The 13,056-nt window shown below is 65.3% G+C and carries 14 protein-coding genes; 4 read left to right on the forward strand and 10 right to left on the reverse strand.

What is annotated here, in order from left to right; all coding sequences use genetic code 11:
- Nucleotides 1–38: 38 nt before the first annotated feature.
- Nucleotides 39–671 (reverse strand): 2'-5' RNA ligase family protein, encoded by a 633-nt coding sequence (locus ACFWPK_RS09090; RefSeq protein ID WP_378914072.1) that lies wholly within the window; start codon nt 669–671, stop codon nt 39–41.
- The gene (locus tag ACFWPK_RS09095; RefSeq protein ID WP_378914073.1) at nt 668–1,987 is read right to left on the reverse strand and encodes a helix-turn-helix domain-containing protein; all 1,320 of its coding nucleotides are present in this window, start codon (nt 1,985–1,987) and stop codon (nt 668–670) included. Before ACFWPK_RS09095 ends, ACFWPK_RS09090 begins: the two co-directional genes overlap by 4 nt.
- Nucleotides 1,988–2,178: 191 nt before the next feature.
- On the opposite strand from ACFWPK_RS09095, the gene ACFWPK_RS09100 reads away from it, so the two are divergent.
- From ACFWPK_RS09100 to galE, 4 genes are read left to right on the forward strand one after another with little or no spacing between them, the layout of a single operon-like run.
- The gene (locus ACFWPK_RS09100) at nt 2,179–2,643 is read left to right on the forward strand and encodes a hypothetical protein (RefSeq protein WP_378914074.1); all 465 of its coding nucleotides are present in this window, start codon (nt 2,179–2,181) and stop codon (nt 2,641–2,643) included.
- Between the two features lie 10 nt (nt 2,644–2,653).
- The gene (locus ACFWPK_RS09105) at nt 2,654–3,967 is read left to right on the forward strand and encodes a phosphomethylpyrimidine synthase ThiC (protein ID WP_378914075.1); all 1,314 of its coding nucleotides are present in this window, start codon (nt 2,654–2,656) and stop codon (nt 3,965–3,967) included.
- 3 nt (nt 3,968–3,970) lie between these two features.
- Complete coding sequence (locus ACFWPK_RS09110) at nt 3,971–5,035, forward strand: hypothetical protein (RefSeq protein WP_378914076.1); 1,065 nt, start codon at nt 3,971–3,973, stop codon at nt 5,033–5,035.
- Nucleotides 5,032–6,009, forward strand: coding sequence for a UDP-glucose 4-epimerase GalE (gene galE, locus ACFWPK_RS09115; RefSeq protein ID WP_378914077.1), 978 nt, complete (start codon nt 5,032–5,034; stop codon nt 6,007–6,009). The genes ACFWPK_RS09110 and galE overlap by 4 nt, the downstream gene beginning before the upstream one ends.
- Nucleotides 6,010–6,187: 178 nt before the next feature.
- Here galE and ACFWPK_RS09120 read toward each other — a convergent pair whose 3' ends face one another.
- The 8 genes from ACFWPK_RS09120 to ACFWPK_RS09155 form a co-directional block, all read right to left on the reverse strand.
- The gene (locus ACFWPK_RS09120) at nt 6,188–7,006 is read right to left on the reverse strand and encodes an alpha/beta hydrolase (RefSeq protein WP_378914078.1); all 819 of its coding nucleotides are present in this window, start codon (nt 7,004–7,006) and stop codon (nt 6,188–6,190) included.
- A 295-nt stretch (nt 7,007–7,301) separates the two neighbouring features.
- Complete coding sequence (locus ACFWPK_RS09125) at nt 7,302–8,027, reverse strand: HAD family hydrolase (protein WP_378914079.1); 726 nt, start codon at nt 8,025–8,027, stop codon at nt 7,302–7,304.
- Nucleotides 8,028–8,252: 225 nt separating this feature from the next.
- A complete protein-coding gene (locus ACFWPK_RS09130) occupies nt 8,253–8,396 on the reverse strand; it encodes a hypothetical protein (RefSeq protein ID WP_378914080.1) in 144 nt (47 codons plus the stop codon).
- Nucleotides 8,397–8,540: 144 nt separating this feature from the next.
- Nucleotides 8,541–9,785, reverse strand: a complete 1,245-nt coding sequence (locus ACFWPK_RS09135; protein WP_378914081.1) for a cytochrome P450 — start codon at nt 9,783–9,785, stop codon at nt 8,541–8,543.
- A gap of 12 nt (nt 9,786–9,797) precedes the next feature.
- Complete coding sequence (locus ACFWPK_RS09140; RefSeq protein WP_378914082.1) at nt 9,798–10,175, reverse strand: hypothetical protein; 378 nt, start codon at nt 10,173–10,175, stop codon at nt 9,798–9,800.
- A gap of 37 nt (nt 10,176–10,212) precedes the next feature.
- Complete coding sequence (locus ACFWPK_RS09145; RefSeq protein WP_378914083.1) at nt 10,213–10,992, reverse strand: acetoacetate decarboxylase family protein; 780 nt, start codon at nt 10,990–10,992, stop codon at nt 10,213–10,215.
- A gap of 2 nt (nt 10,993–10,994) precedes the next feature.
- A complete protein-coding gene (locus ACFWPK_RS09150; RefSeq protein WP_378914084.1) occupies nt 10,995–11,795 on the reverse strand; it encodes an SDR family NAD(P)-dependent oxidoreductase in 801 nt (266 codons plus the stop codon).
- Nucleotides 11,796–11,811: 16 nt separating this feature from the next.
- Nucleotides 11,812–13,056, reverse strand: a complete 1,245-nt coding sequence (locus ACFWPK_RS09155; RefSeq protein WP_378914085.1) for an NADH:flavin oxidoreductase/NADH oxidase family protein — start codon at nt 13,054–13,056, stop codon at nt 11,812–11,814.

A 13,056-nucleotide genomic window follows, 5' to 3' on the forward strand; every position in this document is an offset into this window, starting at 1 on the left:
TTGGGTCGATCGCCGGGGTCAGTAGCCGGAACCCAGCTTCAGCCGAACCGCTTCGACTGCCCCCGACCCAGTTCGATCCGTGCGATGACATCCCATACATACGAGTTGTCCCGGAGTTCGAGCGAAACCAGCGAAGCCTCGCTGGTACCGACGTCGAAGCCGTGGACAGCACTGCCAGCCGTCGCTGCAGTCGCGGCAGCCATCTCTTCCAGACCTTCGAAGACCGGATACGCGATCGTCACATGGGGATCCGACGTAGATTCCTTCAGCGACGCCTGCGGCAAAACGGAGATCGTTGCCGCACGCAGCGTGTCACGAAGTTCCATCACCGGCGCCGCGGGTGAGATCACAAAGCCGATCGCGCCACGAATGTTGGTCAGCCGATCAACGGACAAGCTGAACGGCCGCAGGTCTCGGCAGGCAGGCTGCGCAGCTTCCGCAATAGAAGCACGTTGTTCGAACGTGCACGTGTACGGGCGTGAAATTCGATCCAGCGTCAGGTGTAGGCCGTCAGTAGGCGTGGTATCGAAGTACGCCGGATCGATAGCCTGCTGGCATTCTTTGGTCCGCGAATGAAGTTCCGAGGCGTGATCGAAGGTCAAGAACCAGTAGTAGCCGAGCGGGCCGTTTTCGATCGGACGGGGACGCAAGCCGTCCCGGTTTCCAGTCACTTCTCGCCATCCTTACTGGCCAGCGCATCCCGTACGCCTTTCAACTGCGAGGTATCCCCCCACCTTTCGGCCACGTCACGGAGAAACTCCGAAGCCCGGCGCTGAACCTGGGCCATAGGCTTGCCTCGCGAAGTGTCGAGGGCATCATGCATTATCGCTACTGCAGCATCCAGGTCGGCATCTTCGGCCAAGACATGCGAGCGGGCCACATCGATCATCACCAGCGACCTACCCCATGGCGAGTTCGTGTTGTTCATATCCGCCAACGCGAGCTCCGCATACTGTTCGACCTTGTCCGGCATCGCCAACGACAGATACGACGTCGCAGCATTTCCTGCCACCTGTGCCGCACTATAGCTTCCCAGCGAGATGCTGGATGGCACTCCATCCGGGGCGTTATCACACGTGACCAGCTCGTATGCCCGGTCCACCGTGCGCCGCACACCGTCAGCATCGCCGAGCTTTCCCATTGCTCGCGCGACTCCATTGATCGCTAGCCTTACGCTTTGCGGCCCATCCTCTGCTCGAGCGAGGCCGTCTCGAGCATAGTCCAACGCTCGCTCATACCTCTCTGCGTAATACTCACAGAAGCTTTGCAGCCCACGCGCCCATGCTGTGAGGTTAGCGTTCTGTGCATTGTCCCCAAGATGGAAAGACTCCAGGCAGTAGGCCCGCGCCATCGAGTAATGACCAGTCCCGACGGCGATATAGCCGAGCAGTCCCGAAGTTTCGCTGGCTATGTCGAACAGTTCGCTCCGTTGTTTCGGGTGGCTACATTCATCGATGAGCTCATCGAGCCATGCCCGCTGCTGCTTCAACGCAGGAACGAGTCCGGCGGGATCAACCGTTTCATAGTTCGCGATTGCGTGGTGCGTACTGATTCGCAGCTGGTCAATGACCTCGGGATTGACAGATCGGCTCAGCTTGTGGACGCGGCCCAAGACCGCGAGTAGATCCGTAGTGATCCGCTGGTCACCACTCTCCGCCGAACCGCCACCATCAACGCGGTCGGTGTGTGCAACCGCGGTCTGGGTGTGACGCAGCAAGGTTGAATGCCGGTCCCGCCAAACGGCCTCCCCGTCCGCCACAATCTGCCCGAACCGCTCTCTCTCCGCTGGAGATGCGCGCTGCAAGTAGGCCGTATCCAGGATCGCTTGCGCCGTGGATCTGGGTTTCACGGCGCTCAGGCCCGAGCGCCAGTTGTTGACCGTGGTCGTCTCGACACCGAGAAGAGCGGCGAACTCTCGAATCGACTTTCGCATCGCCTCTTGAAGCGCAGCCGCCTCAAAGCCCGTCCAAGCCCGCCCTCGCATCATCGCCGCTTCCTACTTTTCAGCACGTGATCTCGGAAGTGCACACGATACGCCTACGGTCCGCGATCGCTACGCGGTTACTTCCGATACCGCTGGTGGGCGACCCTTTTCATCAGTACCTGTTCCCGGGAATCCATGGCGAGGCCGCCAGATCGATACCCTTCGCTGCCGGATGCGTCGCCAGGAGGCCGCACATGTCGAGCCACTCGCTCACCGATTATCCCACCGCGCACGAACTGCCAACCGGCTACCAGCTGATCTCCGCCTTCCGTGGCGCATTTGGACACCTTCCTGGTGACCACCTGATCGCACGCTGGGCTCGAGCCTTCGCCCACCTGCACCGCTGCCGCCACATCAACCCCACAAACACCGCCCGAATCGACACGCGCAGAAATGAACTCGCCGAACTGGTCGATGCCTGGTTGGCGAACCACTCCCGGCTGCCCGACCGGGACTACGGCGCCGCGCTAGATGAACTCGCCGCCGCGTACATCGGATTCGAAGCGAAGTTCCACGCGAAAGCGCCCGTCGACTTCGATGCGCTGCACCAAGCGTGGACCACCGTCGCCGACCACGTCATCGACTGGGGCGACCTCTGTACCGGCCAGGCAGCCGTGCCGTGGCCACTGCAGCACTCCTGCCCCATATCCACCGATTGAAAGGTCCACCATGCTCGATCTCGACTACTCGACTGATCCACAGTTCATCGAAACCTGCGCACGCGAAGGAATCGAAGTCACCGAAGCCGCGAACGCCATCACGGGAGGCACCCTGGTGTTCTTGCGCTCCAACGATTCTCGCCATCACAAGGACTTCGTCCCGATCCTCGTCGGCGCGGGGACTCGGCGAAAAGTCACGGCGCTGATCGGGTTGGGCCCCAAGGACACCAACCGCGATGCGATCGTCGACAGCATGTCGGTGATCCTGGCCGCCGAACCCGACGCGGTGATCGACCTGACCACCAACCCCGAGGGCATCGCGCTGCGCCGGGAGCTGAAGGAAGTGGTGGGGATTCCGTTGGGCTGCTGCCTCACCTACGACCTGTTCGCCCAACCTCGCAAAAAGCTCGGTCGGGCCGAGTTCTTGGAACGTTTCGAACTCGGCCTGAACTCCGGCGTCGACTTCGCACTGATCCACGCCGGGATCAACCCGGAACTGGCGCGAATCAGCGAGCAATCGACACGGATCATGCCCACCACCTCCCGCGGTGGCGGACTGATCGCCCGCTACATGCGCATGCACAACACCGAATCGCCGCTGCACGAACACTTCGACGGCATCCTCGACATCTGCCGACGCCGCGGCGTGGTACTCGACCTCGGAGATATCTTTCGCCCCGGCGCGACAGCCGACGCCGGCGACGACCTGAAATGGCGCGAGATCGAGTTGCTGGCAACGCTGCGACGCCGAGCCCTCGATGCCGGCGTTCAAGTCCTGTGTGAAACCGGCGGCCACATCCCGCTGCACCGTATCCACGAGATAATCCCCGCCTACAAGAAAGCCCTCGGTGGCGCGCCATTGTGGCTGGCAGGACCGATGGTCATCGACAACGCTGTCACCCTCGACTCGATCGTCAACACCATCGGCGTGGCTACCGCCGGCCAGCACGGCGGGGACATGTTCGCCTCCATCACCCAGGTCGAGCACTACCTGATGCCCACCGGTCCCGATACCGCCGAAGCCGTCCGCAATGTCAAAGTCGCCATCACCGCGCTCGAACTGGGCCGCGGCAACACCGACGAAGCAGCCCGCCAGCGTGCCATCTCCGTCGCTCGGCGCGCGAACAACTGGGACGTACAAGCCACGCACGCGCTCTACCCACGGCTGGCAGGCAACGCCTTCATCAACGCCGGCTTGAAAACCGGTGCACCTTGCACGATTTGCGGATCGCTGTGTCCACACCTGACCGCCAAGAAGGACAACGAGGAAACCCCTGTCCCCACCAGTACGGCTCCGTTGTCGATCACTCCCGTGGAGAGCTGACCAATGACCACGACCGCTCCTCAGCCCACCGGCACCACTGCATCCCTGGCCGCCACGATCACCCGGCGTCTCCCCGACACAGCAGAGCTGACGACGGTCGCAGCCCACCTGGCCGACGACCTGCTCGCCCTCGGCGATCAGGTGCCCGACACCGACTGGCTCATCCTGGGTGGATCTATGGCGCGCGGCGAACCGAGCTGGATTCGCTATCACCGCGACCAGCGCCAGCTCATCAGCGATCTCGACTTGCTCTATGTCTCCTCTGGTGAGACACCGACAACGCTCATATCCCAAATGCGTACCGTCGCTGAAAAGCGCTTTCCCAGCGTGGATTTGATGACGCTGCCGCTGCGCGACTACCGCACCATCACAACGTCACTGGGTTACGACTTCAAGAACCTCGGCGTCCCACTGACTCCGCACGGCTTGCCAGAGCACAACTCCGTGCGACTCGACGACCGCGACGCCTACGAGATCCTGCTGTACTACATCCAGGCTTACTACTGGCATCGACTCAACTACAGGTGGCAGAGCGGCCTGGACTCCGCCCAGTTCCACCTGCAGGTGAACCGACTGTGCATGAAAGTGCTTCGCGCGACGGCGATGCTGGAACGCGGCGCCTACGCCCACCACGACTTCGCCCGTATGGCCCCGCACCTCGCCGAACAGATGCGCACCGAGCTGGCTTGGCGCACCGATCCGCGGCAGCCTCCGTTGGACCCGTCCCGATTCTGGGTCTATGTGCACGACGCTTTCCGACGCTTCGACTTCGCCTTCGGTGGCCCACGTCCGGATGCCGTGCGACTGAGCAAATTCGCCACGACCAGCAGCGGGCAGATCATGGCCAGCCATCAGAAGCGAGCCAGCGAGCTGGCCCGTGAGGTCGCCGCCACGTGGGTCTCGAACCCGCGCCTGGACAGGATCGGTACCGTGGAGCGCGCAACGTGGTCACGAGTCACCGGCTGGGCGGGTACACAGCAACAGCCCGGCCCCGCCTCCTACTTCGCCAAGTACCGACGCGAAATCCACGACCACCTCCTCGCAATGAAAGTGCAGGTCGCCGCATGAAGATCCTCGTCACCGGCGGCGCAGGCTACGTCGGCGCCACCGTGACCCGGCTCCTCCTCGACGCCGGGCATCAAGTCGACGTCGTCGACGACCTCTCCCGCAATGACAACCGCCAGATCCCCGCCGAGGCACGTTTCCACCAACTACGCGTCCACGACATCGCCACCGTCCTCACCCCCGACTCAGGGTTCGACGCGGTGCTGCACTTCGCCGGACTCATCGCCGCAGGCGAATCGATGAACCACCCAGAATGGCACTGGGACAACAACACCCGCGCCTCGCTCGCACTCCTCGACGCCATCCGCGACGCCGGGGTACCGCGCCTGGTGTTCTCCTCCACCGCAGCGGTCTACGGCGAACCAGACCAAGTCCCGATCATCGAGAACGCGCCGACGAACCCGGTGAACACCTACGGCGACACCAAACTCGCAGTCGACCGAGCGATAGCGTCGATCACCCGCGCGAGCGAACTCGGTGCCGTCAGCTTGCGCTACTTCAACGTCGCGGGCGCACACACCTGCGCTGACGGGTCGATGATCGGCGAACGCCACACCCCCGAAACGCATCTCATTCCCTTGGCGCTCGACGCCGCCGCTGGTCTCCGGGACAAGTTCAGCCTCTTCGGCGCCGACTACCCGACCCCCGACGGCACCTGCATCCGCGACTACATCCACGTCACCGACCTCGCACAGGCACATCTACTAGCGCTTGCCGACATCCGGCCAGGTGAGCACCGAATATATAACCTGGGCAACGGAATCGGCTTCTCCAACAAACAAGTCCTCGACGCCGTCCGACACGTCACAGCCACAGAATTCGATGTCGCGACAGCACCACGCCGACCCGGAGATCCTGCCGTTCTCTACGCCTCCTCCGAACTGGCACAGCACGAACTCGGATGGGCACCAACGAAACCCGACATCATCGACATCGTCCGGGACGCTTGGAAATTCCATCTGACCACCGCTCGATAACGGCGACATCCTCGCAGGTCCTATTCGATCTGCTGTCTTCATCTTCACGGCGAAGCGGTTGCCAGGCACAGGTAGATGAAGGGGGAACTGCCGGTGTTGGTGGACGTTTTGCGGACGCTTTCCCGTGGGATCACCGGCCGGGCGTGCGGCAGCTCCGCGAAGCTGTGGAAGTGTCCGGCTAGTTTGTCAGCCAGTCCGCGACGATCCGGATCACTTCAGCCTGGTACTCCTGACTTTTCGGGTTGAGGTATCGCGGATCGTCGTGGACGGCGAATCCATGTTGAGATCCGTCGATTTCGACCAGCTCAACGGGCGCGGTGAACTGGGCGACGGCGGCGCGGGACCCTTCGATCGGGACCAATGTGTCGGCATTGCCGTGCACGATGAGTGTGGCCGCTTTGATGTCACCGAGCACTTCGTTCGGCTTCAGCCAGAAGACTTCGTTGAGCAGTGGCCGACCGTGCTTCAGCGTTGGGGTGAACTGGATAGCTCCGGTCGCGTTGAGCTCCTCGGCCTTTTCGTCGTTGATGATGTCGTTGTCCCAATAGTCACGGGTGTCGATGGTGCGCTTCTTGTAGTCGAGCTGTGGATTCAGCAGCACCAGTCGACTGAGGTCCGCTGGACGTTTCGCGGCGTAGTACCCGCAGATGCCGCCGCCGAAGCTGGCACCGAGTAGTGCGAGGTCATCGGCACCGGCAGCGGCTTTGACGGCGGCAAGGCCGACGCGGATGTCATTGAGGATGGTGGACAGGGTCAGTTCTTCCTGTCGGCCTTCACTGTCGCCGTGACCGCGAAGATCGAACCGTAGCGAGGCTATGCCCGCGCTGGCGAGGCCCTCTGCAAGCCGGGTGAAGAACCCTCCTTCCTCGCGGGTGACGCCACCACCGTGCACCATCACGACCGCTTTTCCAGTCGGCCGGTCGGCAGTGACGAGTGTGGCGGCAAGGTGCAGTCCGTCGAAGGTACGAACGCGGGTAACGGTGCTCGTCGAAACCACGGCCCTACTCAACCAGACCGAGCGGATGGGGTGCTAGGTTCCGCCCCACAGCGTGCACAGCGAGTGGCGGATGTGCTGGTGGGCGGCCTCGCCGAGTCGGTGACCAGTCGATTCTGTGACCGGGTCGCGCTCGCGGTGGGTGTCGCGGCCGTACACGCCGGTTCTGTCATCAGTGACGTAATCGGGTGGCGCTAGCTGACAGGACCGCCTCCAACGCGCACAAAGAGTTATCGAAAGGATGGCTCCATGACATGACCAACGACCCGTCCTCGCGATGAGGGAACGGTCGACAGCATCAACGGCTACTGATCGAGCCCATGGCCGCGCGGATCGCCTGCAAGACCGGGTCCGGCTCCAGCCGGTCGACGATCGCATCGGGTGAATGCTCTGACAGCTCTTCGGACGTCAGTCTGTGCGCTACGGCGACAACACCGAATCCCGCGTGGCGAGCGGTCGCGATGTCGTTCGGTGCGTCGCCGATGATGACTGTTCGTGTCGGGTCGAGCGGGTACCCGAACCTTGCTCGGAATCGGTCGGCAACGAAGGCGGGCAAGTCGAACCTGTCGCGCGCATCCGAGCCGAAAGCGCCGATGTCCAGGTCGAGGTGTGAGTCAAGGCCCGCAACCGCAAGTTTGAATTCGGCTGAGACACGCAGGTTTCCGGTGAGCGCGGTCTGGATGTACCCGTGTTCCGCCAAGGCTGTGATGGTGCGAGCAGCACCGGAATACGCGGGCTGGTCGCGGGCAAGTTCGGCCTTACCGCGCGACATGACATCCATCAGGACGGCGGGGTAGCGGCTGAATCCTTCTTCTGCCGCCTCTTCCGTGACCCCGGAGGCGATCGCGGTGTCGACGACGATCGATTCATCGGTGTAGCCGTGCACGCGCGAAGCGGGGAAGACGACGTCGGACTCCTCGAGGTGGTATGTGCCGGCCACGGCCCGCCGGAGCCAGCGCAACTCCGCGGGGATCAGTGTTCCGTCGACATCCCAGACAACGAGTCCCGCCGGTGTCTCACCCATGCTCACGGATTCTTGCAGACCGTGTTATCTCCCGCAGTGCGCACTCAATCGCTGCGGGTGCTCGTCACTGTGCCCAGGCGGGTGCCGACGGGCAGACCGCCTAGGGCGGCGATGGCGATGTCCGTTCGGTCAACGCTGCCACAGAATTGACCAAACCTCGGCGGCTTCCGAGCCCACGCGGCCCCATCGGGGCCGATCGGCTCGGCGAGATCGTTCAGACGGTCACTACTCGAGCTCCGCGGCAAACGTGGCACGGTCCATTGGCCGCCCGCCCTCCACCACGTTGCCGTTGCGCACGCCCACGAACAGCACGGTGGGCCGGTTCGCGGTGGCGATGGCCTCGTGGGTGAGCCGGCGTTCGGAGGCCATCCGTCCTCTCCGCGATGAAATCCGCACGCGCACCGAAAAGCTCACCGCCGACCTGGTCCGGCGTACCACACGACATCGTGGTCCCGAGGCACCATTCCGTCGGCTCGGGGCCACGATGCCCGCCTGGTCCTCCCCGGGCGTGGGTCAGGCGATCTCGGTGAAAGTGACAGGGATGGCGGCCGGTCCGCGGAGGGTGATGTGGTCTCGGTAGACCGGCGGGTCGACGACGAGGCGTGGGTTGCGGACGCGGCGGGCGAATCGGGTGATGGCGACGGAGGTTTCCAGGCGGGCCAAGAGGGCGCCGAGGCAGAAGTGCTGGCCGAGGCCGAAGGCGAGGTGGCGATCGGCGCGGGCCGGGTCGAACCGGGTGGGGTCGGGGAAGACCGCGGGGTCGTGGTTGGCCGCGGCGATGAGCATGATCGCGAGATCTCCTGCTGCCAGCTCGATTCCGGGGAGTTCGATGGGTTCGCGGGCGATGCGCGGCACCAGCTGGACCGGCGGGTCGTAGCGCAGGCTCTCTTCGATCACCGCGGTGGCGAAGGGCGCGGCGACGCCGAGGATCGCGAGGTAGTGGCGATGGCGGAGCAGGGCCAGGATGGTGTTGGCGATCAGGTTGACTGTCGTTTCGTGCCCGGCGATGAGCAGCAGTACGCAGGTGGAGATGAGTTCGTCGCGGGTGAGCGCGTCACCGGAATCCTCCGCGGCGATCAGTGCGGACATCAGGTCCTCGCCTGACCGGCTTCGGCGGCGGATCAATTGTTCGAAGTAGTCGTGGAGTTCGTTGCTCGCGTCGACGAGTTGTGCCGGATCGGGGCGGCCCGCGGTGACAGTCGTCGAGATCGGGTCGAGGCTGCGCGACAACAGCATCGACCACTCCCGCAACCGGAGTTCGTCGTCGAGCGGAACGCCGAGCAGTTCGCAGATCACCGTGATCGGCAGTGGGTAGGCGAGGTCGGCCACGACATCGAGGCGTCCACGTTCGGCCGCGCGATCGAGGGCGGCATCAGCGATCTCGATGATGCGCGGCTCCAGGGTGCGCACCACGGCGGGGGTGAACGCCTTGGCGACCAGACGCCGCAGCCGGGTGTGATCGGGTGGGTCCCGGAACAACATCGAGGCTGTTCCGGAGACAGCGTCCGCGTGCTCACCGGCGAGATCGTGGACAGGCGTCGGCCCGAGCGGAATCGACGCGTGATGACGTTCCACGCTCGATGCCCGGTGCCGGAGCACGGTCGCGCAGTCGCGGTAGGACGACAGCACCACGACCGGTGTTTCGCCCAGCCGGGTCGGCCCGTGGGCACGCATGGCGGCGTAGAGCGGATAGGGGTCGTGGCGCTGCGCCGGGTCGAGGAGCCGGGCGAAGAAGCCGGGGTCTGCTGGGGTGGGCATGGGATCTACCGGTCAATCGTGTCGGATCGCGCGATGGCTGAACGTCGGTGCGGTGCCGGGGTTGAGCAGCGCACCGGTCAGTTCACTGGACGGGAAGAATTGCAGGAACCGTGAATCCTGCTGGGAGACATCCACGATGGTCTTCTCGACGACCATCGAGTTGTACTGCTCGTAGGTGGTCTCGTTCGCGTTGAGGACGACCTCGTGTCCGCATGACTTCGCCGTGCGCGCCAAACCGGGGATGCGGGAGTGCTCCGGGGTGAGACATTCGGTGGCGATGGCGTTTTCGCTGATCGCCCAGATCCCGGTGTCGATGCGGGTGAACGGCGCGGTGGTGGCCGGCCGTGGGATGGCGAGAGGCTCGGTGGCGAGCCGGTCGGCGATGCTCATGTGTGGCTCCTGGCGGGGACGGTCGGTGGCGTGGCGATCACAGGGTCCGGGGCCGCAGTCGGCTGGCGGCGAAGAGCGGGGTGAGTGGCCGGAGCGGGATCGGCGGCGCCCACACACCAAGCAGGTCGACCCGATGGAGCCTGGCTTCGAGCACGCGGCCGATGCCCAGCTGGTCGAGGGGATCACGCTCGGAACCCAGCACTGTCAGCTGGAAGTCGTCGATCCGGCGGACCTCGACAACACGCTCACGCGGGGTGAAACCCACCAGCCAGGACGGGAAGACACCGGCGAGGCCGACCACATTGCGGTGCGGGCGGGCCAGGATCGGCGGTGGATCGGTCAGGATCGCGCCCAGCGAGCCACTCATGCTGAGCAGCTTGTGCCCACGGCGGGTGGCCTCCGCGCGGATCTCGGTGTCGGTGACGGTCCAGTCGATCTGACCCAGCTTCTTCGGGTACCCGAGCAGTTCCCGGCCGATGATCAAGGCCACATCGTCGTCGAGAATCATCCAGGGGCAATGGATTCCGGTGCCCTGCAGGGTTTTGACGTGCACGAACAGCCCGGCCTCGTGGTAGCCCGGCGAGCCGAAGTTGTTGTCGGGAAAGCATGCGGTGAACAGGTCCGCGCGCGCGGGTTCGGTCAACCGGACCCCGGCGGGCAGCCACTGTCGCATCCGATCCGGGTCGATCTCGACGGTCGCGCTGAAGTAGTGGGCGTCCCGGTAGAGGCTCCGGCGCGGGTCGCCCATGGTGAGCGCGCGACGCAGATCCGTGCTCAGGGAGCGTCCGACGGTGCGGATGGCGGGTTCCCAGCCCATGACTACTTCACCTTTCGGTAGACGGCGCGCAGCAGCGGTCCGACGAGCGCGCGCGGGGTGTACTGGCCGCCGATGGTCTGCGCTTTGGCGAACAGACCGGGCACGACCCGGCGCCGACCGGCCGACATGCCCGCGATCGCCTGCGCCGCAGCCTGTTCCGCGCTCACCCACAGCGGGCCGGGAACCAAGCGGTCGAGCTCGGGAACTTCGGCGACCTCGGCGTATTCGGTGCGCACCGGTCCGGGCGCGAGCAAGGTGCACTGCACCCCGGAACCGGCCAGCTCGCCGTGCAGGGACTCGGCCAACGTGTTGGCGAACGCCTTGGACGCGGCATAGGTGGCGTTGCCCGGGCCTGGCTGATTGCCCGCTGTCGAGCCGGTGATCAGGATCGCGCCCGCGCCACGCGCCACCATGCCTGGCAGCACGGCGATCGTGAGGTCGTGCACCGCAACGGTGTTCACTTCGACCTGCCTGCGTTCGCGAGCCGGATCGGCGGCGGCGAGGTCACCGTAGGTGGCGAAGCCCGCGTTGTTGCAGAGCACGGCGATGTCGCGCCCGGCGAGCTCGTCGCACAGCTTCGCGCGTTCGCCGCGGTCGGCCAGGTCGACGGCGCGGACCTCGGATTCGACGCCGTGGCGCGCGGCGAGCCGGGCGGCCAGCTCGCGCAGCCGGTCCTCGCGCCGCGCCACCAGGATCAGTGAATATCCGCGCTGGGCGAGACCTTCGGCGAGCGCGGCACCGATACCGGACGACGCTCCGGTGATGACGGCCCTGCTGGTCGGAATGGGGGTCGGTAGCGACATGGGTTCTCCTCGGAAGTCAGAACTGGGTGAGTGCGCGCGCGGTCACGGTGGTACCGGCGGCGGCCAGGGTGCGCACCGCCCCGGGGCCGGTGACCTCCTTGTCCCCCGCCGCGATGCGCCGGAAATTCGCCGCGTGCCAGGCAAGCTGGAGGTAGGAATTGACCGGGGTGGCGAATGCGAGGGGAATGCGCGGTGCGGTGGGCAGGAACTGTGGTTCCCCGGCCCCTGCCAGCAGGTCCCCCGCGATGTCGGGCCGCACTGCGAACGGGCGGCCCAGCCCGATCACGTCGACCGCGCCGTCGGCGAGCACCTCGTCGATGAAGGCGCGGGTACGGACACCACCGGTGAGCATGAGCGGCATCGCCGAGCGGGCGCGCAGTTCTCGCGCGTAGCGCAGGAAGTACGCTTCGCGCTCCCTGGCACTGTCCTGCACGACGCCGGTCATGGCGGGAGCTTCGTAGTTTCCGCCGGAGATCTCCAGCAGGTCGATGCCCGCCTGTTCGAGCGTGAGGGCGACATCGAGGGATTCGTCTTCGGCCAGTCCCCCGTGCTGGAAGTCCGCCGAGTTGAGCTTCACCGAGACGATGGCCCGGGGCCCGATCGCCTGCCGCACGTCGGCCACGACTTCGAGCAGCAGCCGTCGACGGTTCTCGGGACTACCGCCGTATCGGTCGGATCGCTGGTTGGCGACCGGTGAGAGGAACTGCGACAGCAGATAGCCGTGGGCGGCGTGCACCTGCACTCCGGAAAAGCCCGCTGCCGCCGCGAGTTCGGCGGTGCGGGTGTAGCGGCGGCGCAGATCGGCGATGTCGTCGAGGCTCAGCGCCCGTGGCTTGCGCAGGTTGAAGCCGAGCGCCTGTGGCCGCAGTGCCGAGGGGCCGACCGGGCGGCGGTGCAGTGGTCCGACCGCGACGCGTCCGGGGTGGTTGATCTGCATCACCATGACCGAACCTTCGCGGGATCCCGCTCGCGCCCAGTTGCCGACGGCCTCGAGGTGGCGATCGTCTTCGAGCGTCACGTTGCGCGGCTCGACGTAGGCGCGGCGGTCGATCATGACATTGCCGGTGATCAGCAGACCCGCGCCACCGCGTCCCCAGGCGCTGTAGAGGCGCGTCAGCGTCGCGCTGGGCGCGCCGGTGATCTCACCGAGCTGTTCGCTCATGGCGGCCTTGGCGATCCGGTTGGGCAGGGTCGCCCCGCAGGGCAGCGTCAACGAGCTGCCGACAGCGACGATGCGGGGCGAACGACTCTTGGGTGGCAT

This window comes from Nocardia sp. NPDC058519 (assembly GCF_042719755.1).
Classification (GTDB): domain Bacteria; phylum Actinomycetota; class Actinomycetes; order Mycobacteriales; family Mycobacteriaceae; genus Nocardia.

Bases quoted from the DNA above. Each gene is read 5' to 3' on its own strand.
- ACFWPK_RS09135 (WP_378914081.1), bottom strand. From the start codon at position 9,785: ATGCCCACCCCAGCAGACCCCGGCTTCTTCGCCCGGCTCCTCGACCCG.
- ACFWPK_RS09100 (WP_378914074.1), top strand. From the start codon at position 2,179: ATGTCGAGCCACTCGCTCACCGATTATCCCACCGCGCACGAACTGCCA.
- ACFWPK_RS09150 (WP_378914084.1), bottom strand. From the start codon at position 11,795: ATGTCGCTACCGACCCCCATTCCGACCAGCAGGGCCGTCATCACCGGA.
- galE (WP_378914077.1), top strand. From the start codon at position 5,032: ATGAAGATCCTCGTCACCGGCGGCGCAGGCTACGTCGGCGCCACCGTG.
- ACFWPK_RS09125 (WP_378914079.1), bottom strand. From the start codon at position 8,027: ATGGGTGAGACACCGGCGGGACTCGTTGTCTGGGATGTCGACGGAACA.
- ACFWPK_RS09110 (WP_378914076.1), top strand. From the start codon at position 3,971: ATGACCACGACCGCTCCTCAGCCCACCGGCACCACTGCATCCCTGGCC.
- ACFWPK_RS09130 (WP_378914080.1), bottom strand. From the start codon at position 8,396: ATGGCCTCCGAACGCCGGCTCACCCACGAGGCCATCGCCACCGCGAAC.
- ACFWPK_RS09095 (WP_378914073.1), bottom strand. From the start codon at position 1,987: ATGATGCGAGGGCGGGCTTGGACGGGCTTTGAGGCGGCTGCGCTTCAA.
- ACFWPK_RS09140 (WP_378914082.1), bottom strand. From the start codon at position 10,175: ATGAGCATCGCCGACCGGCTCGCCACCGAGCCTCTCGCCATCCCACGG.
- ACFWPK_RS09155 (WP_378914085.1), bottom strand. From the start codon at position 13,056: ATGCCACCCAAGAGTCGTTCGCCCCGCATCGTCGCTGTCGGCAGCTCG.
- ACFWPK_RS09145 (WP_378914083.1), bottom strand. From the start codon at position 10,992: ATGGGCTGGGAACCCGCCATCCGCACCGTCGGACGCTCCCTGAGCACG.
- ACFWPK_RS09105 (WP_378914075.1), top strand. From the start codon at position 2,654: ATGCTCGATCTCGACTACTCGACTGATCCACAGTTCATCGAAACCTGC.